Origin of the sequence: Acinetobacter sp. 2JN-4, from assembly GCF_003687745.1 — a bacterium.
Taxonomy (GTDB): domain Bacteria; phylum Pseudomonadota; class Gammaproteobacteria; order Pseudomonadales; family Moraxellaceae; genus Acinetobacter; species Acinetobacter halotolerans.
This window is the reverse complement of the sequence record NZ_RDNY01000005.1, coordinates 32,720-55,607: the sequence shown is the minus strand read 5'-3', so window position 1 is coordinate 55,607 and position 22,888 is coordinate 32,720. Positions and strand designations below refer to the sequence as shown.

Annotated in this window: 21 protein-coding genes; 12 read left to right on the top strand and 9 right to left on the bottom strand. The window is 41.2% G+C overall.

Going from position 1 to position 22,888, the window contains the following annotated elements:
* Nucleotides 1–10: 10 nt before the first annotated feature.
* The 3 genes from leuD (at nt 11) to leuB (ending at nt 2,471) form a co-directional block, all read left to right on the top strand.
* Nucleotides 11–658, top strand: a complete 648-nt coding sequence (gene leuD / locus EAH57_RS08890; RefSeq protein ID WP_121929745.1) for a 3-isopropylmalate dehydratase small subunit — start codon at nt 11–13, stop codon at nt 656–658.
* Nucleotides 659–772: 114 nt separating this feature from the next.
* Entirely contained in the window at nt 773–1,348 is a 576-nt protein-coding gene (locus EAH57_RS08885; RefSeq protein ID WP_121929744.1) for a hypothetical protein, read from the top strand.
* A gap of 43 nt (nt 1,349–1,391) precedes the next feature.
* Nucleotides 1,392–2,471 (top strand): 3-isopropylmalate dehydrogenase, encoded by a 1,080-nt coding sequence (leuB, locus tag EAH57_RS08880; RefSeq protein WP_121929743.1) that lies wholly within the window; start codon nt 1,392–1,394, stop codon nt 2,469–2,471.
* Between the two features lie 55 nt (nt 2,472–2,526).
* Here leuB and EAH57_RS08875 read toward each other — a convergent pair whose 3' ends face one another.
* A complete protein-coding gene (locus EAH57_RS08875; protein WP_121929742.1) occupies nt 2,527–2,934 on the bottom strand; it encodes a hypothetical protein in 408 nt (135 codons plus the stop codon).
* Nucleotides 2,935–3,163: 229 nt separating this feature from the next.
* Nucleotides 3,164–3,385, bottom strand: coding sequence for a translation initiation factor IF-1 (gene infA / locus EAH57_RS08870; RefSeq protein ID WP_001284370.1), 222 nt, complete (start codon nt 3,383–3,385; stop codon nt 3,164–3,166).
* Between the two features lie 229 nt (nt 3,386–3,614).
* On the opposite strand from infA, the gene EAH57_RS08865 reads away from it, so the two are divergent.
* Entirely contained in the window at nt 3,615–4,625 is a 1,011-nt protein-coding gene (locus EAH57_RS08865; RefSeq protein ID WP_004668526.1) for an AraC family transcriptional regulator, read from the top strand.
* 46 nt (nt 4,626–4,671) lie between these two features.
* Here EAH57_RS08865 and truA read toward each other — a convergent pair whose 3' ends face one another.
* From truA to asd, 5 genes are all read right to left on the bottom strand, one after another.
* Nucleotides 4,672–5,469: a tRNA pseudouridine(38-40) synthase TruA gene (truA, locus tag EAH57_RS08860; RefSeq protein ID WP_004668529.1), complete on the bottom strand. Its 798-nt coding sequence runs from the start codon at nt 5,467–5,469 to the stop codon at nt 4,672–4,674.
* Between the two features lie 14 nt (nt 5,470–5,483).
* Entirely contained in the window at nt 5,484–6,449 is a 966-nt protein-coding gene (locus EAH57_RS08855) for an asparaginase domain-containing protein (protein ID WP_121929741.1), read from the bottom strand.
* Between the two features lie 63 nt (nt 6,450–6,512).
* Nucleotides 6,513–7,730: a FimV domain-containing protein gene (locus tag EAH57_RS08850; RefSeq protein ID WP_121929740.1), complete on the bottom strand. Its 1,218-nt coding sequence runs from the start codon at nt 7,728–7,730 to the stop codon at nt 6,513–6,515.
* 64 nt (nt 7,731–7,794) lie between these two features.
* Nucleotides 7,795–9,222, bottom strand: coding sequence for a FimV domain-containing protein (locus EAH57_RS08845; protein WP_121929739.1), 1,428 nt, complete (start codon nt 9,220–9,222; stop codon nt 7,795–7,797).
* 186 nt (nt 9,223–9,408) lie between these two features.
* Nucleotides 9,409–10,527 carry an aspartate-semialdehyde dehydrogenase gene (gene asd, locus EAH57_RS08840; protein ID WP_121929738.1) on the bottom strand — a complete coding sequence of 373 codons (1,119 nt, stop codon included), beginning with the start codon at nt 10,525–10,527 and terminating at the stop codon, nt 9,409–9,411.
* Nucleotides 10,528–10,713: 186 nt separating this feature from the next.
* Here asd and EAH57_RS08835 point away from each other — a divergent pair, with 186 nt between their 5' ends.
* The gene (locus EAH57_RS08835; protein WP_121929737.1) at nt 10,714–11,850 is read left to right on the top strand and encodes an endonuclease/exonuclease/phosphatase family protein; all 1,137 of its coding nucleotides are present in this window, start codon (nt 10,714–10,716) and stop codon (nt 11,848–11,850) included.
* A 248-nt stretch (nt 11,851–12,098) separates the two neighbouring features.
* On the opposite strand, the gene EAH57_RS08830 is transcribed toward EAH57_RS08835, so the two are convergent.
* The gene (locus EAH57_RS08830) at nt 12,099–13,034 is read right to left on the bottom strand and encodes a lauroyl acyltransferase (protein ID WP_121929736.1); all 936 of its coding nucleotides are present in this window, start codon (nt 13,032–13,034) and stop codon (nt 12,099–12,101) included.
* A gap of 138 nt (nt 13,035–13,172) precedes the next feature.
* On the opposite strand from EAH57_RS08830, the gene EAH57_RS08825 reads away from it, so the two are divergent.
* Nucleotides 13,173–13,718 (top strand): O-acetyl-ADP-ribose deacetylase, encoded by a 546-nt coding sequence (locus tag EAH57_RS08825; RefSeq protein WP_121929735.1) that lies wholly within the window; start codon nt 13,173–13,175, stop codon nt 13,716–13,718.
* A gap of 49 nt (nt 13,719–13,767) precedes the next feature.
* Here EAH57_RS08825 and EAH57_RS08820 read toward each other — a convergent pair whose 3' ends face one another.
* Nucleotides 13,768–15,666: an ATP-binding cassette domain-containing protein gene (locus EAH57_RS08820; RefSeq protein ID WP_121929734.1), complete on the bottom strand. Its 1,899-nt coding sequence runs from the start codon at nt 15,664–15,666 to the stop codon at nt 13,768–13,770.
* A gap of 32 nt (nt 15,667–15,698) precedes the next feature.
* Here EAH57_RS08820 and EAH57_RS08815 point away from each other — a divergent pair, with 32 nt between their 5' ends.
* The 6 genes from EAH57_RS08815 to EAH57_RS08790 all read left to right on the top strand — a co-directional run bounded on the left by EAH57_RS08815 (nt 15,699) and on the right by EAH57_RS08790 (nt 22,881).
* The gene (locus tag EAH57_RS08815; protein WP_004668540.1) at nt 15,699–15,944 is read left to right on the top strand and encodes a SlyX family protein; all 246 of its coding nucleotides are present in this window, start codon (nt 15,699–15,701) and stop codon (nt 15,942–15,944) included.
* Between the two features lie 95 nt (nt 15,945–16,039).
* The gene (locus EAH57_RS08810) at nt 16,040–16,489 is read left to right on the top strand and encodes an ammonium transporter (protein ID WP_121929733.1); all 450 of its coding nucleotides are present in this window, start codon (nt 16,040–16,042) and stop codon (nt 16,487–16,489) included.
* 33 nt (nt 16,490–16,522) lie between these two features.
* Complete coding sequence (gene topA, locus EAH57_RS08805) at nt 16,523–19,162, top strand: type I DNA topoisomerase (RefSeq protein WP_121929732.1); 2,640 nt, start codon at nt 16,523–16,525, stop codon at nt 19,160–19,162.
* 89 nt (nt 19,163–19,251) lie between these two features.
* The gene (locus EAH57_RS08800) at nt 19,252–20,010 is read left to right on the top strand and encodes a hypothetical protein (protein ID WP_121929731.1); all 759 of its coding nucleotides are present in this window, start codon (nt 19,252–19,254) and stop codon (nt 20,008–20,010) included.
* A 199-nt stretch (nt 20,011–20,209) separates the two neighbouring features.
* Nucleotides 20,210–20,782, top strand: coding sequence for an HdeD family acid-resistance protein (locus EAH57_RS08795; RefSeq protein WP_121929730.1), 573 nt, complete (start codon nt 20,210–20,212; stop codon nt 20,780–20,782).
* A gap of 119 nt (nt 20,783–20,901) precedes the next feature.
* Nucleotides 20,902–22,881 (top strand): ATP-dependent helicase, encoded by a 1,980-nt coding sequence (locus tag EAH57_RS08790; protein WP_121929729.1) that lies wholly within the window; start codon nt 20,902–20,904, stop codon nt 22,879–22,881.
* Nucleotides 22,882–22,888: the final 7 nt, after the last annotated feature.

Genomic DNA, 22,888 nt, shown 5'->3' with positions numbered 1-22,888 from the left:
GAGCAAAATCATGGAAAAATATACTGTAGAACAAGGTATTGTTGCACCTTTAGATCGTGCCAATGTGGATACTGATTTAATTATTCCGAAACAGTTTTTAAAATCAATTAAGCGCACTGGCTTCGGCGATAACTTATTTGATGAATTACGCTATTTAGATGAAGGCTATTTAGGTCAAGACATTAGTAAACGTCCTAAAAACCCTGATTTTGTCTTGAATCAGCCTCGTTATCAAGGTTCAACGATTTTGCTAGCGCGTACCAATTTTGGTTGTGGTTCAAGTCGTGAACATGCGCCTTGGGCACTCAATGAATATGGTTTCCGTACCGTGATTGCGCCAAGCTTTGCAGATATTTTCTTTAATAACTGTTTTAAAAATGGCATGTTGCCTGTGATCTTATCTGAAGAGATTGTGGATCAGTTATTTAAAGAATGTGCTGAAGAAGGTTATGAATTGACCATTGATTTGGAAGCACAACAAGTACGTACGCCAACAGGCGAGGCCTTCAACTTTGAAATTGATCCATTCCGCAAACATTGTTTATTGAATGGTTTAGATGACATTGGTTTAACTTTACAAGTGGCTGACGAGATTCGAGATTTTGAAGCGAAAGCCAAACAAGTGCGTCCTTGGGTGTTTGATGAAATCAAAGCCTAGTTGTTTGAATACAATTTGAACATAATCATGGCATAGCGATACAACTCTTGTTAACATGCAAACAAAGATTATTTTGCTTGCATGTTGATATGACATGAGGACTGGGCCCGAACAATGAGAAGGATATTAGCACGCAATATTTTGCTGTGTTTATGTGTTGGTACGACTTTAACTGCCTGTCAGAACACACAAAATGTGGTTGATCAAGTTCGTATTGCTCAAAATACTTTAGAGCAGAGAGCGAATAACGCAACTTTATATTGTTCAGGCGTAGAAAATTGTGAATTTGCACGTATCGATGATACTGAGGTGATTAATGCGACCTCGCATCGCATCAGTCGAGAGGCGATGGAGCGAGGCATTGTGAGACTACAAGGTTCGGTTTTTAGTCGAAAACAACAAGTCTATCTGAGTGTTCCTGCCAAAGAATATGAAGTCGTGATTCGCTTTTATCCAATCTCCTTAGATCGTGCAGAGACTTTCCATGTCATTCATGAGTTCAAGCCTTATTTAAACTATACCTTTAAGATGTATAGAGATAGGCCAAAAGGCTCAGGGAGTTTGTTGAACGTATCTGCACCTGACCCGTTATGTGTTGATTTACAGCAAGAGCAACGCACCATTCGCCGTTTTTGCCGATCTTATGATGTCCGTAATGGCTTAGGTGAGTTTGTTGAGAAAAAAGTTTAATTGGCTTGCAGTGTAAACTGCTTATATCAAACTGGAAAAATAGATGTCTAAACATATTTTAATTTTAGCGGGTGATGGTATTGGCCCTGAAATCGTGGGTGCTGCTGAAAAAGTTTTGACCAAGGTCAATCATAAATTTAATCTAGGTTTGACATGGGAGCATGGTTTGCTCGGTGGTTCAGCAATTGATACGCATGGCGAACCCTATCCAGCTGTGACCAGTGAACAAGCCAAAAAAGCAGATGCAATTTTATTGGGTGCTGTCGGTGGTCCAAAATGGGATAGCATTGAGCGTTCTATCCGTCCTGAGCGCGGGTTACTTAAAATCCGCAGTGAACTCAATTTATTTGCAAACCTACGTCCAGCGATTCTGTACCCACAATTAGCTGATGCTTCGAGTTTGAAGCCTGAAATTGTTGCAGGTTTAGATATCTTGATTGTTCGCGAGCTCACGGGCGGTATTTATTTCGGTCAGCCTCGTGGTATTCGTGAACTAGAAAATGGCGAGAAGCAAGGCTATAACACCGACGTATATTCAGAAAGTGAAATTAAACGTATTGCTAAGGTTGCCTTTGAGCTAGCTGGATTACGTGGTGGCAAAGTCTGCTCAGTCGATAAAGCCAATGTGCTTGAAGTGACCGAGTTGTGGAAGCAAACGGTGACTGATTTGCAGCAAGCGCAATATGCAAATATTCAGTTGTCGCATATGTATGTTGATAACGCCGCGATGCAATTGGTTCGCGCACCGAAACAATTTGATGTCATTGTGACTGGTAATTTATTTGGTGATATTTTGTCGGACGAAGCGGCAATGTTAACGGGTTCAATCGGTATGTTGCCTTCAGCATCATTGGATGAAAAGGGCAAAGGCATGTACGAACCATGTCATGGTTCTGCACCAGATATCGCAGGTCAAAATGTCGCAAATCCACTTGCTACTGTGCTTTCAGTTGCGATGATGTTGCGTTATACCTTCCGTGAAGAAGCAGCAGCTAAAGCGATTGAAGATGCTGTAGGTCAAGTATTGGATCAAGGTTTACGTACCGCAGATATTATGTCTGAAGGCATGACCAAAGTGGGTACAGATGCGATGGGTGAAGCGGTTGTTTCTGCACTCAACTAGATGCTTATAAATAAAAAACGCAGCTAAGGCTGCGTTTTTTATTTGGGATATAGATTTAGCAAGCTTTGCCTTCATAGCGAATTGAACGCGCAATCTGTTGCTGATCTAACTCAAAAATAATATGACAATAAAAATTCACATCGTAGGATTGCTGACCCGTTTGAACCGTAGCTATACGAGTAGAACTTCCCATACCTGAACCAGATTCACCAAAGGATTGTGGCATCGGTACAGGAATATTGATTGGACGCAATACGGTGAAAATCAAAGAATTATCAGTTTTTCGAGGTTGTTTTAACGTTTGAAAGCCTAAATCGTTCAAATTGAGCTTGTGTTGAATGTCATCAGCCGACTGCCCAATATAAGGTTGTAAGTAATCTTGCAGTTGAACAGATTGCCATCCAAGTGTTGCGCAGCCTTGTAATAGTAATGCGAAGAAAATAATAAAAAATTTATAATGCATTGTGACTATTTCCTTATTTTTGGAATAAATAATTTTTATATTTGATCAAAGAGCGTGAGAGACATATTTAAGTCTATTCGTTCTGGAGACGATATTATATTACAGCAATAATTACATATTGCTGAGAATGACTTAAACATTTAAGTCAATGTTAGACCGTTAAATAGCGCATTCGCTTATCGCTTGTAAAAAAAGCCACGAGATGTGGCTTTTTTGCATTCACTAATTCTTAGCGCGCACGATAAGTGATACGACCCTTTGTCAAATCATAAGGTGTCATTTCAACTTTTACACTGTCACCTGTCAAAATACGGATATAGTGTTTACGCATTTTACCAGAAATGTGAGCAATAACTTCGTGACCGTTTTCTAAACGTACACGGAACATCGTATTAGGAAGCGTTTCGGTGACAACGCCTTCGAACTCAATGAGTTCCTCTTTATTGGCCATAGCCTACCTGAGATCAAATTGGAAAGGCGCAAATTATAGTCAATTTATTTAAAATTTACAAGATATAAGCTAAGCAAGGCTGTCAGATATTAATCAAAAGAACTGTCAGACAATTTATAAATTTTTTTTAACAAAAGAAGCAGAATAGTGTTGTCAGTTTGGTCAATCAACGTTAATCTAAAATTATTGTTCATTGTCACAATAAAGTATCTACAGGGAAGGGCACTGCGTGGGTCAGCTAACAGATGCATCGGTTGTATTGCGCTTTGGTTATCAGGCAATTCGTAAAGCAGGATTACCAACCGAAGAGATTTTAACAAAGGCAGGGGTTGCACTCAATCAAGTTGATACCAATGCAAGAACGCCATTAAGTGCACAGCATGCATTTTGGATTGCTGCTCGGGATGTGAGTAATGATCAAGATATTGGGCTGCATTTAGGGGAATATTTACCGCTATATCGTGGTCAAGTGATTGAGCATTTATTTATCAGTAGTGAAACCTTTGGTGAGGGCTTAAAGCGAGCACTGGCTTACCAACGTCTGATTAGTGATGCTTTTGATGCGAAACTTATTGTTGAAGATGGACGCTGTTATTTAAGTAACGGTGAACAATTATGGCCTGACCAATTTGTTAATCGTCATTTTTCTGAATGTGTATTTTCTGGTATTTTACGTTTCTTCAAGTTTATTACTGAAGGTCAATTTCAGCCAATTTATATTGATTTTAATTTCAGTGAAGGGGCTGAGGATGACGAATATTTTAGAGTATTTGGCTGTCCCGTTAGCTTAGGACAAAAAGAGACCCGACTCTATTTTGATGCTGCGGTGTTAGATTATCCATTGTGGCAAGCTGAACCAGAGCTACTACAACTGCATGAACAGCTTGCCATTGAAAAATTACAAGAGCTTGCGCGCTATGATTTGGTTGGTGAAGTTCGTCGTGCGATTGGTTCGACCTTGGAAAGCGGTGAGACGACCTTGGAAACTGTTGCAGCACAACTTAATATTACACCGCGCCGTCTAAGAACACAGCTTAGCGAAGCAAATACCAGTTTTCAGCAAATTCTTTCAGATTATCGCTGTCGTCTAGCGAAAAAATTACTCGCAAATACCACTGAAAGTGTCGAGCGTATTGTGTATTTAACTGGCTTCTCTGAACCAAGTACTTTCTATCGTGCATTTAAACGTTGGACCAATGAAACTCCGGTGGAATATCGTAAACGTAAACAGCGTCAGTGATTTAAACTGATTCAACTAAGCCTTATCTCGAAAGATAAGGCTTTTTTTATTCAGCCAAGTTTAACCACTGCGGTCCCAGTGGCGGTTGTGGTAAGTCAAAGTGCTCTGGATAATACGCCTGAATAAAATAAAGCCCATCCGCTGGTGCTGTTACACCAGCCGCCTTGCGATCTTCAGCAGCAAACATGGTGTCAATATGTTCAATCTCATAGAGCCCTTGTCCGATTTCCAGCAAACATCCCATAATATTTCGGACCATATGATGTAAAAAACCATCGGCTTGAATATCGAGGACGAGATAGCGACCATGTTCAAACAGACGACAATGTTTGACATGACGCACTGGTTGATTGGACTGACATGCCGCGGCGCGGAAAGATTCAAAATTATGAGTGCCTTCAAACTTTGCTGCGGCAGCGATCATTTTTTTTACATCTAAGTTTTGATAGAGATGAGTGACTTGTTTGTGTAGTAGCGCAGGTCGCATTGGAGCGTTATAAACAACATAGCGATAACGTCGCGCAATTGCTTTAAAACGTGCATGGAAGTTTTCATCCATACATTTTATCCATTGAATCGAAATATCTTTAGGAAGTTGACTATTTGCGCCCATGATCCAGCCTCGTTCAGGGCGGATAGCTTCAGTATCAAAGTGTGCCACCATATTGGTGGCATGTACGCCTGCATCGGTACGTCCTGCACCATGTAAAATAATGGTTTCGTTGGCGACTTTGCTGAGGACTTTTTCAATGGTTTCCTGAACACTTGCAATGCCCGCTTGTTGGGTTTGCCAACCACGGTATTGAGTACCGCAAAATTCAATACCGATTGCATAACGTTGCATGTCTTAACCTCAGATTAGTGTAGCTGCCAATGCTCAAACCATTGATCATGGGTCGGGTATTTTAAATACATTTGCAGCACTTTTGCATATAAATCAGCATGGCAGTGACAATCATTGATCAAAACTTTAGCTGATTTAATCCAAGCACTCACCGCATAACGCTGATCAAGCTGTCCAAAGGTCACTTGAGTGCTGACAATTGAAAGGCATTGCTTGTGATAGAGTGCATCAAATAACGCTAAAATCTCATCATTCACCGCGATATTGCCAGTGCCGAATCCTTGAAACACGAGGAAATTTGGTGGTGCAGCCAAGATATTATTTAACTGCGAGATTAGTTGCTCTTTGCCAATCGGTTGTAGCATGAGATTGAGCATACTGAGTTGCGCGGCTTGTTCAATATGTTCATTTTGAACAATAAAATAATCAGCCGTCGTTTTACAGGCTTGATTTGCATCTTTACCTGAAAATGCATCTAGCTCTGTGGTGTGGACTTTTAGGGTGGTTTGGGCATGGAAAACTTGCTGATGGAACGTAAGATAAACCCCAGCAGGTCGTTGTATGACTTGCTCAAGTGCGAGAGATAAGTTGCTCAATGCATCAGTAAACTCTCTGGTATCATTTCCTTCAATATTGAGTAAGGGATACTGACTACCTGTAATAATCGCGTGACAAGAATGTCCCAAAAAACGAGCAAGCGTTGCTGCCGCATAGCTTAAGGTATCAGTGCCATGAATAATCACGAAATGCTGATAATTTTTGAGTTGTAACTGTTGAATTTTTTGTACTAATTGCAACCAATCAGTCGCTGTACATGCGCTACTATCTTGAATACTGGGTGCGGCAAAACACTCTACATCTAAGTGAGGTGGAATCACTTTTTTGAGTGCAGGTAAAAAATTTTGTTCTGGCATTGGCATCAGCGGTTCGCCAACACAGCCAAAAGTTCCACCCATATAAATTAAAGCGATCTTTTGCATAATAAAAAGTTTTTCATCATAAAAAAGCAGTCATAGAGACTGCTTATATTAGACCGATATGCTTCAAGACGCTATTTTATTGAGTAATTTTTCTGAACGTTGTTGTTGTTCTTGGTTTAGCTGAAGCTGATGGTTTTGTAATAGTTCACGGGCAGACGCATAAGCACCTAGCTCTATATATTGCTCAGCTAGATCTAAGTTCAGTTCAGCTTCATCTAACTGCTGTAAATCTGGGAATGATTGAGCTAAAGGATCGTTGAATTCTACAGTTGGTGTCTGTGGAATCGGCTCAGCGACTTCTAGGTTTGGTTCAGTAGCTGTGGTAGGTTCTGTAACGTCAAAAGAAAACTCGGTTTTTTCGCTCGTTGCTTGCTTTTCACTATGATGTTGTGATTGATCAATATTGAAATCTAAGCCAGATGTTTCGGTAATATTGTCATTTTTTATTTCACTCTGGCTAGATGTTGCATCTAAATTAGAGAAATTAAAATCTAATTCAGGCTTTGCATCATTGCCCGATAATGCTTCAGTCGTAGGTGCTGATGCCAAGTCGGATGAAAAGTCTAAAGCCGGTTGCTGTTGTAGCTCAGTTGTCGGTTTGACGTTTTCTTTCTGTTCAAAGGAAAAGTCGAAATCTAAAGCTTGAACCTGTGCCGCTGCTTCGGCAGGTTTCTCTTGCTCAGCAGGAGCGGTGTATTCAGATTGTATATCCTCAAAAGTCGGTTTAGCCGGTGTTTGAACTAATGCATCAAAGTCGGCCGTTTTATTTTGAGCTTCAACTTCTGCAATACGTGATGATTGTGTTGGTTGCGAGTTGAAGTCAATACTATCAAATGATTGAGAGTTCTTTATACGCTCTTGGTTCTTTGCTTCAGCCGCCCGTGCAATATCCTCTAATTTTAATGCGTGTACATGCTTAATCAGTTGATCAATCGCAAAGTCATCTTTTTGCGCTAAATGGATATCAAGTAAAAATAGATAAAGCTCATGTTGGGAGTTATCTTGTTTTAAAGCTTGATTGATTTGTGCTTCGGCAGATTGATAGTTACCGCTTTGAATTTGTTGCGTAAGTTTTTGACGCAAGCTTTCTGGAATTGCAGTCGTTGCAGGAGGGGCAGACTCTCGTTCTTCACGTGCGAGTGCAGTGCGCGTCGCTACTTTCTTTGCTGTCTTGCTTGCACTTTTCTTGGATGCCGCATGATTTTGAGTGTTCTCACGTTTCTTTAAAACGATCGCAACGACCAATACGATGACGAGTAATACAATTATTATCGTTGACATGATCCATACCCCTTAAAAAATAGAACCGCTTTTATCCAAATCTTTGAGAATTTTCTTCCATAACTCAGCGTGTTGGTTTTTTAGTTTCCTGCTGCGCTTTCAGTTGATCTTGCAGCTCAGCAAGTCGAGCATTTAAAAGCTGAATCCGTTGATCCTTCTGGCGTAAGGCCAATTCCAACTGTGTTACGTTTCTTTGTAATGTAACGGTTTTTTCCCGTGCTGTCATAACTTTTAATGATAAGTCAGCGCTGGTTTTTTGTTGTAATGTGTCTTTTTTGGCACTTCCTGTGCTCGAATCTTGATTGCTTTCAGCGACCAAAGACATTTCTGCTTGTTGTAAGCGATATTTGGCTTTTTCGGCAGGTGCAGCTAAAGTTTTTGCTGCAACTTGATTGGCATTTTGATTTTTGCGAGCAGGGATTGAATTGAGATTGAAATTTAAATGGGAGCCTTGTCTAAGTCGGCTGGCATTTCCGCCGATAAAGGCATGCTCATTTTGTACTTTAATTTGCTTCATCACCTGTGGAAGAGGCTGCTGGGTATCAGCAGAGATCCGTTGTGCAATACTCCACAATGATTCATTGCGTTGCACAACATGTTGTTGGTTATTTGCCAGTGTTGAATGATCCGCTGCAGTTTTTTTCTTTGCTGGTGGAGTGGTGTTTTTAGCTTGGTGTTGAGTTTTACTATTTTGTTGCGCAGTTTCAATCTCCGTGCCCTTCAGCTCACTTTCAGAGATTATAGGGTTTATTTGCGCTGGAGTACTTACTGTTTGATTTTCTGATGCGAATGTTGTGCTGTCATGCTTCACGGCTGTTGCTTGTTGATCTTGGGCTGCGGAAGCAACGGAGGCCACTTGAGTGTTCGTAGTCTGTTCGATTGGCTGCACTGCGGTATTGGTGGTTGTAGCAATGCGGGTCTCTGAAATATTTAATACTGGCGGAAGAGCAAAGGGCACATTCAGCAGTTTTTCCTGTTTTAAATCAGGTTGGGTGTTTGCGATATAGCGTGTGCTTTCAGGCAAATTTAAGGCAATATCTTTTTCACTGACAATAAACTTCGGGGTCAGCGATTTTTCATTACTGGTTTTGGTATCTGATGCAGTTATTGTATTTTTACGTATTGGTTGTCGAATATGCTTTAAGTGGGCTGAATCGCCTTCTTTAATTTTAAGGATAATATTTAGTTCAGGATCAATCATGGGGCGGGAGGAGGTAATCACAATGACTCCTTCACCTCGATTATTATGACGTGTAAAAAAATTGAGTTGCGATGGAGGTTGGTGCATGGCACCCATCATGCGTAAATCCTCTGGCGTGGCTAGGCTTACGTCAAATTTAGAATTTCGATCTGCCTGATGGAAGCTCATTTCTGCATAGAGTAATTCACCCGGTGCAGACTTGATTTGCAGTGGGTCAAAGGTAATCGCATAAAGTTGTTGCGAAGATAAAATGGCTAAAATGGCAATTTTTAATTTGTTATTAACAGTCATCTCGATCCATGAAAAGTGATGTTTTAGTTAGGTCATAAAGCCTGCCGATATTTCAGCCATGGTGAAATCTCAACAAGGTCTGAGTATACATTACCGTGATGTAAATGAATTGTAAATTATTCATATTTAATAATAATAAAAAGCCGATCAAGTGTGATCGGCTTTTGGTTTTTGGTCTTATTTTGCTTAGACGTTCTTGTATTCAACTAAAATACGAAGCATACGACGCAATGGTTCTGCCGCACCCCAAAGGAGTTGATCGCCTACTGTAAATGCGCCTAAATACTCTTTACCCATATTGAGTTTACGCAGACGACCGACAGGAACTGTTAAAGTACCGGTTACCGCTACAGGCGTAAGATCAGTCATCGACGCTTCACGAGTATTCGGAACAACTTTCGCCCATTGGCTTGAGTTGCGAATCATCTCTTCGATCTCATCCAATGGCACATCTTTTTTGAGTTTCAATGTGATGGCTTGAGAATGACAACGCATTGCGCCGATACGAACACAGTGGCCATCAATTGGCACGATTTGCTGATTGCCTAAAATCTTGTTGGTTTCGACTTGACCTTTCCACTCTTCTTTTGATTGACCACTTTCGAGTTGTTTGTCGATATATGGGATCAATGAACCCGCTAATGGCACGCCAAAGTTTGCTTTAGGGAAATCATCGCCACGTTGTAAGTCAGCGATTTGACGGTCAATATCTAGAATCGCAGATTTTGGATCATCTAATAATGTTTTGGTGTTGTTATACAAATAGCCCATACCCGTGATCAGTTCACGCATATTTTGTGCACCAGCACCAGACGCTGCTTGATACGTCATCGAGGTTGCCCATTCCACCAAATTATTTTGGAATAGTGAACCTAAGCCCATCAACATTAAAGAAACGGTGCAGTTACCACCAACGAAAGTTTTAGTCCCATTGACCAAACCATCTTTGATCACATTTAGATTGACAGGATCAAGTACAATGATGGCATCATCAGCCATACGCAGGGTTGATGCTGCATCAATCCAGTAACCGTTCCAACCTTCTGCTTTCAGTTTTGGGAAAACTTCAGAGGTGTAGTCACCACCTTGACAGGTTAAAATGACATCCATTTGCTTCAGACTGCTAATATCTGTTGCATCCATAAGTGCTGGGGCAGTCTTACCACCAAATGAAGGAGCTTCGCCACCTGCATTACTGGTAGAGAAGTAGAATGGCTCAATGTGAGCAAAATCATTCTCTTCAACCATACGTTGCATCAGGACAGAACCAACCATCCCACGCCAACCGACCAGACCTACTTTCATGTCATTTGCCTCGGTATGTAAAAACTTTTAAGGGGCTTGAGTGTATCAAAAGTGAACGCAACTGCAAGTGTTACATGAATAAAACAGTTGATTTATTGTGTGGAATTATTTGTTTGTGTTAGATGAAAAATTGATAAAGCCGTAACTTTATTGAAAATCCACGAAATCTCTAAGAGTAAAATGAACATGATATGGATTGAGATTTGCGCAGTTTTGGTTATTTGGTTAAGTGTATGGTCCTTGATTCCCCGTGATGAATGGTGGTTTAGGGGCGCAGACTTTCCTCGATTACAGATTTTAGCGATCGGAATCGTTGCTTTGGTTGGTTTGCTGTTTATACCTGCTGAATGGACTTTACAAAGAGAAATATTACTTTTAGGTGTGATTGCAGCTGTCGCATATCAACTTAAAATGGTTTTGCCATATACCCCGATATGGAAGAAACAAGTGCAACAGGTGGGTCAGGATCAACTGGATCCTGAACAGCAAATCTCTTTACTGGTGGCAAATGTTTTAACCCCAAATGATAAATATGATTTACTTCTTCAGCATATTGAGGCGTTGCAACCTGATATTGTTCTAACGCTAGAGTCCGACCAAAGTTGGCAGGATGCATTAGAACCGATAGAAAAAGACTATCCCTATCGAGTCGCCGTGCCTTTAGATAATTTATATGGTATGCACCTATATAGTCGTTTTCCTTTAATTGAGCCAGAAGTTAAATTTATTTTAAGTGATGAAATTCCCTCGATTCATGCAACTTTAAAGTTGCGCTCCGGGATTCTGGTTCAGCTTTATTGTTTACATCCCAAGCCACCTAGTCCGACCGAAGCTAAAGATTCGACCTTGAGAGATGCTGAGCTTTTGATTGTAGGTGATCGGATCAAAGACTTAGATCAAAGCTGTATCGTGATGGGTGATTTAAATGACGTGGCTTGGTCAAGAACGACTCGCTTGTTTCAGCGTATTAGTGGTTTACTTGATCCACGTGTAGGTCGATATTTTATGAATACCTTTCATGCGGATTACCCGTTATTACGTTGGTCGCTTGATCATGTATTCCACAGTACTGATTTTGGTTTAGTCGATATGAAACGTTTATCTCATATTGGATCGGATCATTTCCCTGTCTATGTTGTATTGCAGACGGGACGAATTTTCGAGCAACAGCAGCAAGAGTTGGAGCAAACGCAAGCCGATGAAGAAGAAGCACAGCAAGCAATTCAAGAGGGAATAGAAAAGGCGGAGCGAGAAGAAAAGGCGGTGGTAGATGAGCTTGCCCAACCGCATAAGGCAATGATGGCGACTCCAGATAAACAATGAACGGTGTAAGCAATATCGTACAATGATTTAGGTCTGTAGCGAATAGTCCTACAAGTTTAAAAGGTTTATTCTAAATACATCAGCACAAGGACGCAGGAATGGATTTCCGCTTAAGGATAGCAACGCTGAGATGGAAGAAGTCATCATGGATATGATGCATGCGATGGAAGCAAGATAATAAAAAACAGAGCGAAAGCACAACCTCATTTGCCCGAGTTTTGCAGGATGCAGAACTCGGGTTTTAATTTTTAATAAATCTGCTCATACCCTTCAGCACGTGTTTTAAAACGACGATGAAACCACATCCATTGTGTTGGCGCGATTCTAAGTTGTGCTTCAATAATTTTATTGACGCGAATGGCGTCAACAACTTCATCTTCGCTTGGCATATTTTCAACAATAGGTTCAATCAACACTTTATATTGTGGGTTGCGTATATCACCGTAGCGATAAAAATAGAGCGGGATTGCAACAGCTTTAGCAATTTTTAATAAACGACGATGGGCAGTGACAGTTGCTGCGGGTACGCCAAAGAAAGGTGCCATAACCCCTTGTTTTAAACCAAAATCTTGGTCTGGGCTATACCAAATTGCACCACCATCTTTGAGTCTGCGAATGAGTCCACGCATATCATCGTGATCAATTTGATGATTATAAATCGTGGCTCGACAGCGATAAATAAACATATCCAGCATCGGATTATCTTGTGGGCGATAAACTACATCTGGTTCAAAATATTGCGAACATAGATAGCCCCCTGCATCGAGTAGGGTACTGTGCGTTCCTAGCAATAGTACGCCATGACCTTGTGCTTGGGCATTTTGAATGTGTTCCAGACCTTCAATATGATGACGGTTCTTAAACCATTTGGGGCTATACCACGCATTCAGGGTTTCAAACATGCCAAGCATCATGTCAATGAAGACTTTTTTTGCATTGGTTTCAACTTCCGCTGCCGACCATTCTGGGAAACATACTTCTAAATTCCGTAGCGTAGTTTTACGACGTGATCGGAGTAAAGACCAACATATATGCGCCAAGCCATGTGCCAAGCGCCATTGTATTGCCCAAGGAAGGATTGCCAATGACACGAGAAAGAAAATGCCAATCCAATTCTTCCAATATTTTGGTAATAAAAATTCCCATCGAAATTCGCCAGGAATATAAGACTGTTGTTGGCTCATAGAACTTTGATATGTGAATTAAGTTGAATTTTTGAAAAGTGTAACATGAAGTGAGTTTTTAATTCACTGATGTAACTGCAGAATCAATCTATTCTGTTGTAGAGTGTATATTTGAAAGCAAATCGCAAAGGAAAAATTATGAAAAAAATAACAATTGAACAAGGTGATATTACTCAAATGAGCGTTGATGCAATTGTCAACGCAGCAAATACTTCACTCTTAGGCGGTGGTGGTGTGGATGGGGCAATTCATCGAAAAGGTGGTGCTGAAATTTTAGCGGAATGTCAAAAAATTCGTGCGAAGCAAGGAGGTTGTAATATAGGTGAAGCTGTTATTACAACCGCAGGAAATTTACCCGCTAAACATGTCATTCACACCGTTGGCCCAACATGGGTTGATGGGCAAAAGAATGAAACTATATTATTAAAAAATGCGTATAGACATAGCTTTAAGTTAGCAGAAAGTTTACAACTAAAAACGCTTGCATTTCCAAATATTTCAACAGGTATTTATCGTTTTCCTAAACAACTCGCAGCGCAAATTGCATTGGAAATCATAAGTGATGAATTGGATAACGCAGATTTTGTTCAAGAAGTTGTTTTTGTGTGTTTTGATGAGGAAAATTTTAGAATTTACCAATCGCTTGCAAGTGAGTTTATAGCCAAAGGAATTGTGTTTAATTAAATTGAGTGAGCATCTACTCCCTAAAGAATAGATGCTCAGGAAGTTTAGCTTAATTGCCTTTTGACATATTTTCTAAGATATCCCAACGCTCTAACTTTTCGAGCAGTAATTCTTCAATTTCTGCGAGACGTTGACTTGCCAATGTCGCTGCATTGGCATCGCGAAGAAACCATGATCCATCAGCTAGCTTTTCTGAAAGTTCAGTTTGTTCGGCCTCTAGTTTTTCCATTTCTGCTGGAAGTTGCTCTAACTCACGCTGATCTTTATAACTGAGTTTGACTTTCTTCGGTGCAGTTGCGGCTTCAGCCTTAGCTTGTGCTTTTTTAACATCACTTTTCTGATCAACCACAGTTTGATCAGGGCGTTGTTCTAAATAGTCTTGATAACCACCGACATACTCATCAATATGACCTTTACCATCAAACACCCAAGTAGATGTTACGACATTGTCCATAAAGGCACGGTCATGCGAGATTAATAAGAGTGTACCTTTATAATCAGAAAGCATTTCTTCAAGCAGTTCAAGCGTGACCATATCCAAGTCATTGGTTGGCTCATCCATCACAATTAAATTCGATGGTTTAAGCAATAATTTTGCCAACAAGATACGGTTACGCTCGCCGCCAGAAAGTGCTTTTACAGGTGTGCGGGCACGTTCTGGAGAGAATAAAAAGTCTTGTAAATAGCTATAGATATGGCGACGATTGCCATTCACATCGACAAAGTCAGAGCCTTCTGAAACGTTTGCCATGACTGACTTTTCAAGATCTAAGGCATTACGTAATTGGTCAAAATAAGCAACTTCAAGCTGTGTACCCGTTTTAACTGAACCACCATGCTCAATGGCACCTAAAATCGCTTTGATGAGTGTGGTTTTACCGACACCATTGTCACCGACTAGACCAATACGATCACCACGTAAGACCAATGCTGAAAAGTCTTTAATAATCGGTGCATTGTCGCCAAAAGTAACACTCAGATGTTCAATATCAAATACCAACTTGCCAGAACGGTTTGCATCCTGAGTTGCCATGCTGACTTTGCCTTGTTGCGAGCGACGCGCTTTAGATTGTTCACGTAAATCTTTCAACGCACGAACACGACCTTCATTACGGGTACGACGTGCTTTAATGCCTTGGCGAATCCAGGTTTCTTCTTCAGCTAACTTTTTGTCAAATAAAGCATTTTGTTTTTCCTCTGCTTCCATTTGCTGTGCTTTGAGCTCTAAATAGCGTGAATAGTTACCGTCATAGCTGCGTAATGTGCCGCGATCTAGCTCAACAATACGAGTCGCAATGCTGTCGACAAATGAACGGTCATGCGAAATGAACAGCAGAGTTAGATTATTTTGGTCAAGTAAAAATTTCTCTAACCATTCGATACTTTCAACATCTAAATGGTTGGTTGGTTCGTCGAGTAACAGTACATCAGGTTGGGTCAACAGCGCACGTGCCAATAACACACGACGTTTACGACCACCCGATAAATCTGCCAAATCCGCATTTGGATCGAGGCCCATTTTACTCAGAATAGAGTTCACTTTATTTTCTAGTGCCCAACCATCTAACTGATCGAGCTTATGCTGTAACATGCCCATCCGATCGCAGGCATCCATATCACCCAGTACACAGCTATCGCTGGCTTCGTGATAGGCTTTAAGTACCGCTGCTGCTTCGCCTGCACCGTCAGCTACAATGTCAGCGACCTTGCCTGAATCCATAGGTACATCTTGGGCTAACATTGAAACAGTTAAACCATTTTGAATCGAAACTTCGCCGCTATCGGGCAATAAGCTTCCCTCAATCAGTTTAAGTAAAGTAGACTTACCTTCACCATTACGACCGATTAAACAGACTCGCTCGCCACGTTCTAGGTTAAAGTGTGCGCCATCGAGTAGGGCAGGCCCACCAAATGCGAGGTGGACATCCCTTAAAGTAATATAGGCCATAATGTTTCCTAAAAGCTCAGATGAGGTCTGAAATGACTAAACAACAAAATTTTGATGATCAAGCGTCATTGTCCGCACCCATTGAAGATTTGCAAGTCCGAATTGCATTTTTAGACGATTTAGTTGAACAACTGAACCAACAATTGGTGATTCAGACACAAGAAATTGCAGATTTAAAAAAACAAATGCAGTTCTTGTATCGTCGCATAGAAGCATCGGATTTGTCAGAGGGCATTGCGACTTTTGATCCAATGAGCGATAAACCACCGCATTATTGATTGAAACAGGCATCCTGAACACATACTGTAAGGAAAACTTGCCTTTTAACTCAAACTTATGTAACGCTAATAAAAGAACGTTTTGAGCGACCTGAATGAGTAATGTTGGAATTTGGATAACAGTTGCGATTGTACTGTTTGTACTTGGCTCGATTTTTGGTTTGCGTGTTAGCCCTCGAGAAAAAGCACTCGGTATAATGCGTGACCAAGCGCGAAAAATGGGATTGCATCCGCGCGTCATCGTTGCGCCAGAGTGGACCAAGATTCCAATGGCAACCGAAAATCGTGCCAGTATGGTGACTTATTATAGTGTACTGATCCCAGATGCCCGATTGCCACTTATGCGGGCAAGAGTGGTCGATGGAAAACTCCAAGTCGTGCAAGGTGAGCAGAAATTTAATGACTTAGCTATTGCATTAAAAGGAGTTTATGCTATTGATATGCAGGCGAACTGTGTCGGCATGTACTGGGATGAAGAAGTTGATCTCAGAGCCACACAACTTGAAGATATGAAAACTTATTTACACGAATTAGCTAAAATCTAATTATTTGATTTACCACAGGAAAAATGGTTCATTATGGCGAATACTCCACGCTCTGCTGCAAAAAGCACAGCAGCTTCAACCTCTGCTGCAACTAAACGTGCCTTAGTGATTGTGGAGTCGCCTGCAAAAGCGAAAACCATTAATAAATATTTAGGTTCACAATTTATTGTGAAATCATCAGTAGGTCACGTACGTGATTTACCGACAGGTGGGGGAAGTAAGGCAACTGAAAAGAAGCCTGTTACCCGCGTTAAACTCACCGATGAACAAAAGACTGAGAAAGCACAATCAGCACTGATCAATCGTATGGGTGTCGACCCAGAACATGATTGGGTTGCACACTATGAAGTGTTACCCGGTAAAGAGAATGTCGTTGCCGAACTAAAAAAACTCGCCAAAGATGCTGATGCAATCTATCTCGCAACGGATTTGGATAGAGAAGGGGAAGCGATTGCTTGGCATTTGAGAGAAGTTATCGGTGGCGATGATAGTCGTTACCATCGTGTGGTCTTTAACGAAATTACCAAAAATGCCATTCAAGAAGCATTTAAGCAGCCAACACGCTTAGATTTAAATCGCGTCAATGCACAACAAGCACGTCGTTTTCTCGACCGTGTGGTTGGCTTTATGGTTTCGCCGTTGTTATGGGAAAAGATTGCCCGTGGTTTATCGGCAGGACGTGTTCAGTCAGTTGCGGTTAAGCTGGTCGTCGAGCGTGAACGTGAAATTCGTGCATTTATTCCAGAAGAATACTGGCAAGTCTTTGCAGACACTGTTTCTCAGAAAGATGACATTCGCTTAGAAGCGGTGAGACAAGCAGGTAAAACGCTCAAGCTTAAAAATAAAGCTCAGACTGATGCTTTGCTCAGTGTATTAAAAGATGCTGAATATAAAGTTGCATTGCGTGAAGACAAACCAACCAAAGTTAATCCAAGTGCACCATATATCACTTCGACCTTACAACAAGCAGCAAGCACACGCTTAGGTTTCTCAGTCAAAAAAACCATGATGCTGGCGCAACGGTTATATGAAGGTGGTTTTATTACCTATATGCGTACTGACTCGACCTTTTTGAGTGATGACGCAGTCAATATGGTACGTAACCATATTCAGCAAACCTTTGGCGATCGATATGTGCCTGAAAAGCCAAATCGTTATGGCAATAAAGCCGGTGCACAAGAAGCGCATGAGGCGATTCGTCCATCTGATGTGGTATTAACGGGTGATAAACTTGCTGGTGTAGAGCGTGATGCTCAGCGTTTATATGATTTGATTTGGCGTCAATTTGTTGCGTGTCAAATGACACCAGCCGAATATTTATCTTCAACGTTAACCGTTGAAGCGGCAAATGTAGAGCTGAAAGCCAAAGGTCGTACCTTGGTTTTTGATGGTTTTACCAAAGTTCGTGGTGCCAATAAATCTGATGATGATGTATTGCTTCCTGCTGTTAAAGTCGGCGAAGTGCTGAAATTAGAACAACTTGATCCAAGCCAGCATTTTACCAAGCCGCCTGCACGTTTTACAGAAGCATCATTGGTTAAAGAATTAGAAAAACGTGGCATTGGTCGTCCATCGACTTATGCTGCGATTATCTCGACCATTCAAGATCGTGGTTATGTCAAACTTGAAAACCGTCGTCTGTTTGCAGAGAAGATGGGTGAAATCGTTACAGATCGCCTCGATGAAAGCTTTAACAACCTCATGAATTATGCGTTTACCGCAGATTTAGAAGGGCAACTTGATAAAGTGGCAATGGGTGATCGGAACTGGAAAGAGTTACTGGATGAGTTCTATGGCGATTTCAAAAAGCGTCTAACCAATGCACAAGGCGAAAGCGGCATGCGCCGTAATCAGCCTGTCGAAGTGGCTGACGTGCAATGCCCTGAATGTTCTCGTCCGATGCAAGTACGTACAGGTACAACTGGGGTATTCCTCGGTTGTTCAGGGTATAACTTGCCGCCTAAAGAGCGCTGTAAAGGTACATTGAATCTGACACCTGTTGAGTCATTAGCTGTGCTGTCTGATGATGATGGCGCTGAAACAGCAGACTTGATGTCAAAGCATCGTTGTCCGAAGTGTGGCACTGCCATGGATAGTTATGTGATTGATGGCGGTCGTAAACTGCATGTCTGTGGTAATAACCCAGACTGTGATGGTTATGAACTTGAGGAAGGTCAGTTCAAGATCAAAGGTTATGACGGTCCAACCATTCCATGTGATAAATGTGATGGCGAGATGCAGCTTAAAACAGGTCGCTTCGGTCCGTATTTTGCGTGTTCAAGCTGTGATAATACCCGTAAAGTATTAAAGAGTGGTCAGCCTGCGCCGCCTCGTGTTGATCCGATCAAGATGGAACATTTACGTTCAACCAAACATGATGATTTCTTCGTGTTACGTGATGGTGCAGCAGGATTGTTCTTGGCAGCAAGTAAATTCCCGAAAATTCGTGAAACACGTGCCCCAAAAGTGGCTGAGTTACGTAGCGTGGCTGAGCAGTTGGACGAGAAGTATCAATTCTTATTGCAAGCACCTGATGTAGACCCTGAGGGAAATCCAACAGTGGTCAAATTTAGCCGTAAGAATCAAGTGCAATACGTGGGTTCAGAAACCCTAGAAGGTAAGCAAACCAAATGGAGTTTAGTTTTCCAAAATGGGAAATGGGTTGAAGCTTAATCATTGATAAAATAAAAATGCTAGCGATTTGCTAGCATTTTTTATAGAACAAATAAAAGCAATAATTGAATTCTACTTGGGGTTAAGCAATGTGGAAAAATATTCGAGTGGCTTGTTTATTGATGGTGCTCTTGGTAGTTGCGGTGAATGCTTATCGAGATCAAAATCAAGATTGGAATCAGCCGATTATCATTCTACTTCACCCAATTAATGCCGATGGATTAGAAACGACTCAACATTATATTCAGCGATTACAGTTAGATGATTTTGCTGACGTCAAACAGTATTTAGAGCGCAATAGTCAGCACTATCGGGGGCAAAGCAGCTATTTTATGTTGCAGATTGGGCGAGAGCTTAATCAAACACCTCCAAAAATGCCAGAGCAGCAAAGTGTCCTCCAGAGTATTTTATGGAGTTTGAAATTTCGATTTTATGCATGGAAACAACGTCAATCCGTTGATGGTTATCCAAGTTTAACCTTGTATCTGAATTTTTATGATCCAAAGAAAACCAATGAATTAAAGCACTCTACTGCATTGGAACGGGGTCGAATTGGTTCGGTGAATCTGTTTGCATCACAGAAACAAGCTGAGCAGAACAATGTGGTACTTGTGCATGAGTTACTTCATGGGTTTGGTGCCACCGATAAATATTATTTAGATACGGGTGAGCCCATTTTCCCAATTGGTTATGCGCAAGCAGATCAGAAACCTTTGTACCCGCAAACCAAAGCTGAGATTATGGGTGGGCGTATTCCACTTTCAGGACATAAAAGTAAAATGCCAAATGATCTAGAGCAAACGATGATGAGTATGCTTACAGCAAAAGAAATTGGTTGGATCAAGTAAAGCGAAGGTAACTGGAGTGAATTTGTGGATAAGTTTGCATTTACCCACATATAAACAAAACACTCCTTAAATAAAAATGATGAAATAAAACACTAGTTTCCCTGACATTACATCATGAATTATCAACATGCCTTATACAGAAGTTCGGATAAAAGACGCTCAGAATATAAATATAAACTTGATGATAAAAGAGTAAATAATGATGAAAACAGTGGGTAACGATCTGATTCGCAATCAGCTACACGCTGACCGTAAATGGTATCTGCTATTGGGTGTGGTATTGATTATTATTGGTCTGATTCTTTTGGCTGCTTTGCCTTTCGCAACGCTTTCAGCCGTTCTTTTATTCGGTGTGCTGATGATGTTGGGCGGGGCTTTACATTTTCTTGCAGCATTTATGGTCTTCAAAGGTGGTACACGCTGGTTGTGGGCATTGTTTGGTGTGTTGTATCTCATCGCAGGTTATTTTGCATTTACCACACCTGTGATTACCGCCGTGGTTCTGACTAGTTTTTTAGCAATTGCTTTAATTATTGCAGGGATTATTCGGACTGTGAACGCCTTTATCCTTAGACCGATGTCGGGTTGGGGCTGGGTGCTCTTTTCAGGTGTCGTAACGTTATTCACTGGGGTTTTGATATTATCCTCGCCAAGTTCACCTTTCTGGGTACTCGGTATGTTCCTTGCGATTGATATCTTATTTCAAGGCATCAATTATCTGACCTTTGCTGGAGCAATTAAGCAACTCCCACATAGCTCAACTGTGGTTTAAACTGAATGGTCTTGTATTTGGAGCATGTGTTGAACATGCTCTTTTTGTTTTTGTAGCGTGAAATGTTTCATTTCCTTTAGTCTGCTAAAATACCACTTCAATTTAAACTGACCGATTTTATGACGCTTGCCAAGCTAATTGATGAACTGAATCCTCAACAGAAACAAGCCGCAACCACGACTGCACAAAACTGCTTGGTTTTAGCAGGGGCGGGTTGTGGGAAGACCAAAACCATTGTGGCAAGAGCAGCGTATTTGATCGATCAGGGTTTAGCAGCACAACAGATTCAGATATTGACCTTTACTCGTCGTGCAGCAAGTGAAATCGTAACCCGTGTAGAGCAGCATATGGGCGCACAAGCCAAGGGTTTAAGGGCATCAACATTTCATACTTTTTGCATGTATCTATTGCGTCGCAATCCTAGAGCTTTTGGTTTAACACAATTTAGTATTATTGATCGTGATGACCAGTTGTTGATGTTTCGTTTATTGCGTGGCAAAGATAAAGGCAATGTGCTACCCAAAGCTGCTGAACTTTGTGATTTGTATTCCTATGCGCGTAATACCAAGACCAAACTTTCCGATGCACTGATTCAACAGCTTCCTCAGGCAGTCGAATATAAAACGCAAATTGCTGAACTGATGCAGGCTTATGAACAGCGTAAGCAAGCACGAAATTTTCTTGATTATGATGATATTTTATCGATTGTCGCAGTGCACTTACAAAGTTCACCTGAGTTGGTGAAATGGGTGACAGGCTTCTGTTCTGCTTTATTGGTCGATGAAATGCAGGATACCAATCCACTGCAATGGGCTTTGCTGCAACCCTTAGTCGGAAAAGTGACACTTTTCTGTGTAGGGGATGATGCTCAGTCGATTTATGGTTTCCGTGGTGCTGATTTTGAAAATATTCATCATTTTAAAGAACGAGTGCCTGATGCTGAGGTGCTTACTTTGGCAATGAATTATCGTTCAACGCAGGAAATTTTAGACTTATCTAATTGGTTATTAGAGCAGAGCCAGATTCGTTATGACAAACACTTGTTGGCTTATCGTGGTAAAGGATTGAAGCCACAGCTACATATTTTAGGCAATGAATTTGAAGAAGCCAATTGGATTATTCAAGATTTGAATCAACGACATTACCAAGGTGCAGCGTGGGCTGAACACATGGTTTTACTCCGTTCTGGGTTTAGTGGTCGATATTTAGAAGGGGCTTTAATTGCTGCCAATATTCCGTATCGTTTTATTGGTGGGGTCAAACTACTCGAATCCGCACATGTCAAAGATGTCTTAAGTTTACTTCGGGTCAGTGTCAATCCGCAGGATGATTTGGCTTGGATGCGGTTTTTGACCTTATGGGATGGTGTTGGCGATGTTGGTGCGAGTAAATTGGCGCAAGAGTTGATTCAACTCACAGATATTGATGCGCGTTGTCAGCGTTTAGAGCGGCATGGCAAAGTGCCACAACACGCAATTTTAATCTTGAAGCAACTTGATGTGTTGCAACAGCATGTCGAAGCTTGTATTGGCTTGGCATTGGATGCGTTGAGTGAACAATTAGAAAATAACTATAAAAGCAAAGATTGGAATCGCCGCGTCAAAGATTTTGATCTGGTAAAACAACTGGCTCGGAAACATCAGTTGTTGGGCGAGTTCTTAGAGGAATATGTGCTTGATCCTATTTCAGTTTCAGAAATAGATAAAACTCCTGATCAAGACCTAGTGACTTTGATTACGATTCATTCCGCCAAAGGTACGGAACAAAAAGTGTGTTATGTCCCGCATGTTTCACCGAATCAGTATCCGCACGCACGTGCGCAAGGCGATTTTGATGATGTAGAGGAGGAGCGTCGTGTGCTTTATGTGGCACTTACACGCGCCGAAAATGAATTGATTTTGACCAAACAGAATTTAAATCTATGGTCACAAGATCAATATGATGAGTTAGGGCGGAAAGTAGAAAGCTATTTTCTTAATGATTTACCTCAACATTTGCTTGATGTACAGATTCATCGTCAAGTTCCGTCTTCATTTAATAAAAGTAGTTGGCAGCGTAACTCAGCAATAAGTTTAGGTTTTGGTATTGATCTCGATTAAACTAGGC

What these genes read in the sequence shown, in the direction of transcription:
- EAH57_RS08835 (WP_121929737.1), top strand. Translation starts at nt 10,714, where the DNA reads ATGATATGGATTGAGATTTGCGCAGTTTTGGTTATTTGGTTAAGTGTA.
- topA (WP_121929732.1), top strand. Translation starts at nt 16,523, where the DNA reads ATGGCGAATACTCCACGCTCTGCTGCAAAAAGCACAGCAGCTTCAACC.
- EAH57_RS08790 (WP_121929729.1), top strand. Translation starts at nt 20,902, where the DNA reads ATGACGCTTGCCAAGCTAATTGATGAACTGAATCCTCAACAGAAACAA.
- EAH57_RS08795 (WP_121929730.1), top strand. Translation starts at nt 20,210, where the DNA reads ATGATGAAAACAGTGGGTAACGATCTGATTCGCAATCAGCTACACGCT.
- EAH57_RS08800 (WP_121929731.1), top strand. Translation starts at nt 19,252, where the DNA reads ATGTGGAAAAATATTCGAGTGGCTTGTTTATTGATGGTGCTCTTGGTA.
- EAH57_RS08810 (WP_121929733.1), top strand. Translation starts at nt 16,040, where the DNA reads ATGAGTAATGTTGGAATTTGGATAACAGTTGCGATTGTACTGTTTGTA.
- EAH57_RS08850 (WP_121929740.1), bottom strand. Translation starts at nt 7,730, where the DNA reads ATGTCAACGATAATAATTGTATTACTCGTCATCGTATTGGTCGTTGCG.
- EAH57_RS08875 (WP_121929742.1), bottom strand. Translation starts at nt 2,934, where the DNA reads ATGCATTATAAATTTTTTATTATTTTCTTCGCATTACTATTACAAGGC.
- truA (WP_004668529.1), bottom strand. Translation starts at nt 5,469, where the DNA reads ATGCAACGTTATGCAATCGGTATTGAATTTTGCGGTACTCAATACCGT.
- EAH57_RS08885 (WP_121929744.1), top strand. Translation starts at nt 773, where the DNA reads ATGAGAAGGATATTAGCACGCAATATTTTGCTGTGTTTATGTGTTGGT.
- EAH57_RS08855 (WP_121929741.1), bottom strand. Translation starts at nt 6,449, where the DNA reads ATGCAAAAGATCGCTTTAATTTATATGGGTGGAACTTTTGGCTGTGTT.
- EAH57_RS08830 (WP_121929736.1), bottom strand. Translation starts at nt 13,034, where the DNA reads ATGAGCCAACAACAGTCTTATATTCCTGGCGAATTTCGATGGGAATTT.
- leuD (WP_121929745.1), top strand. Translation starts at nt 11, where the DNA reads ATGGAAAAATATACTGTAGAACAAGGTATTGTTGCACCTTTAGATCGT.
- asd (WP_121929738.1), bottom strand. Translation starts at nt 10,527, where the DNA reads ATGAAAGTAGGTCTGGTCGGTTGGCGTGGGATGGTTGGTTCTGTCCTG.
- EAH57_RS08815 (WP_004668540.1), top strand. Translation starts at nt 15,699, where the DNA reads ATGACTAAACAACAAAATTTTGATGATCAAGCGTCATTGTCCGCACCC.
- EAH57_RS08825 (WP_121929735.1), top strand. Translation starts at nt 13,173, where the DNA reads ATGAAAAAAATAACAATTGAACAAGGTGATATTACTCAAATGAGCGTT.
- EAH57_RS08845 (WP_121929739.1), bottom strand. Translation starts at nt 9,222, where the DNA reads ATGACTGTTAATAACAAATTAAAAATTGCCATTTTAGCCATTTTATCT.
- EAH57_RS08820 (WP_121929734.1), bottom strand. Translation starts at nt 15,666, where the DNA reads ATGGCCTATATTACTTTAAGGGATGTCCACCTCGCATTTGGTGGGCCT.
- leuB (WP_121929743.1), top strand. Translation starts at nt 1,392, where the DNA reads ATGTCTAAACATATTTTAATTTTAGCGGGTGATGGTATTGGCCCTGAA.
- infA (WP_001284370.1), bottom strand. Translation starts at nt 3,385, where the DNA reads ATGGCCAATAAAGAGGAACTCATTGAGTTCGAAGGCGTTGTCACCGAA.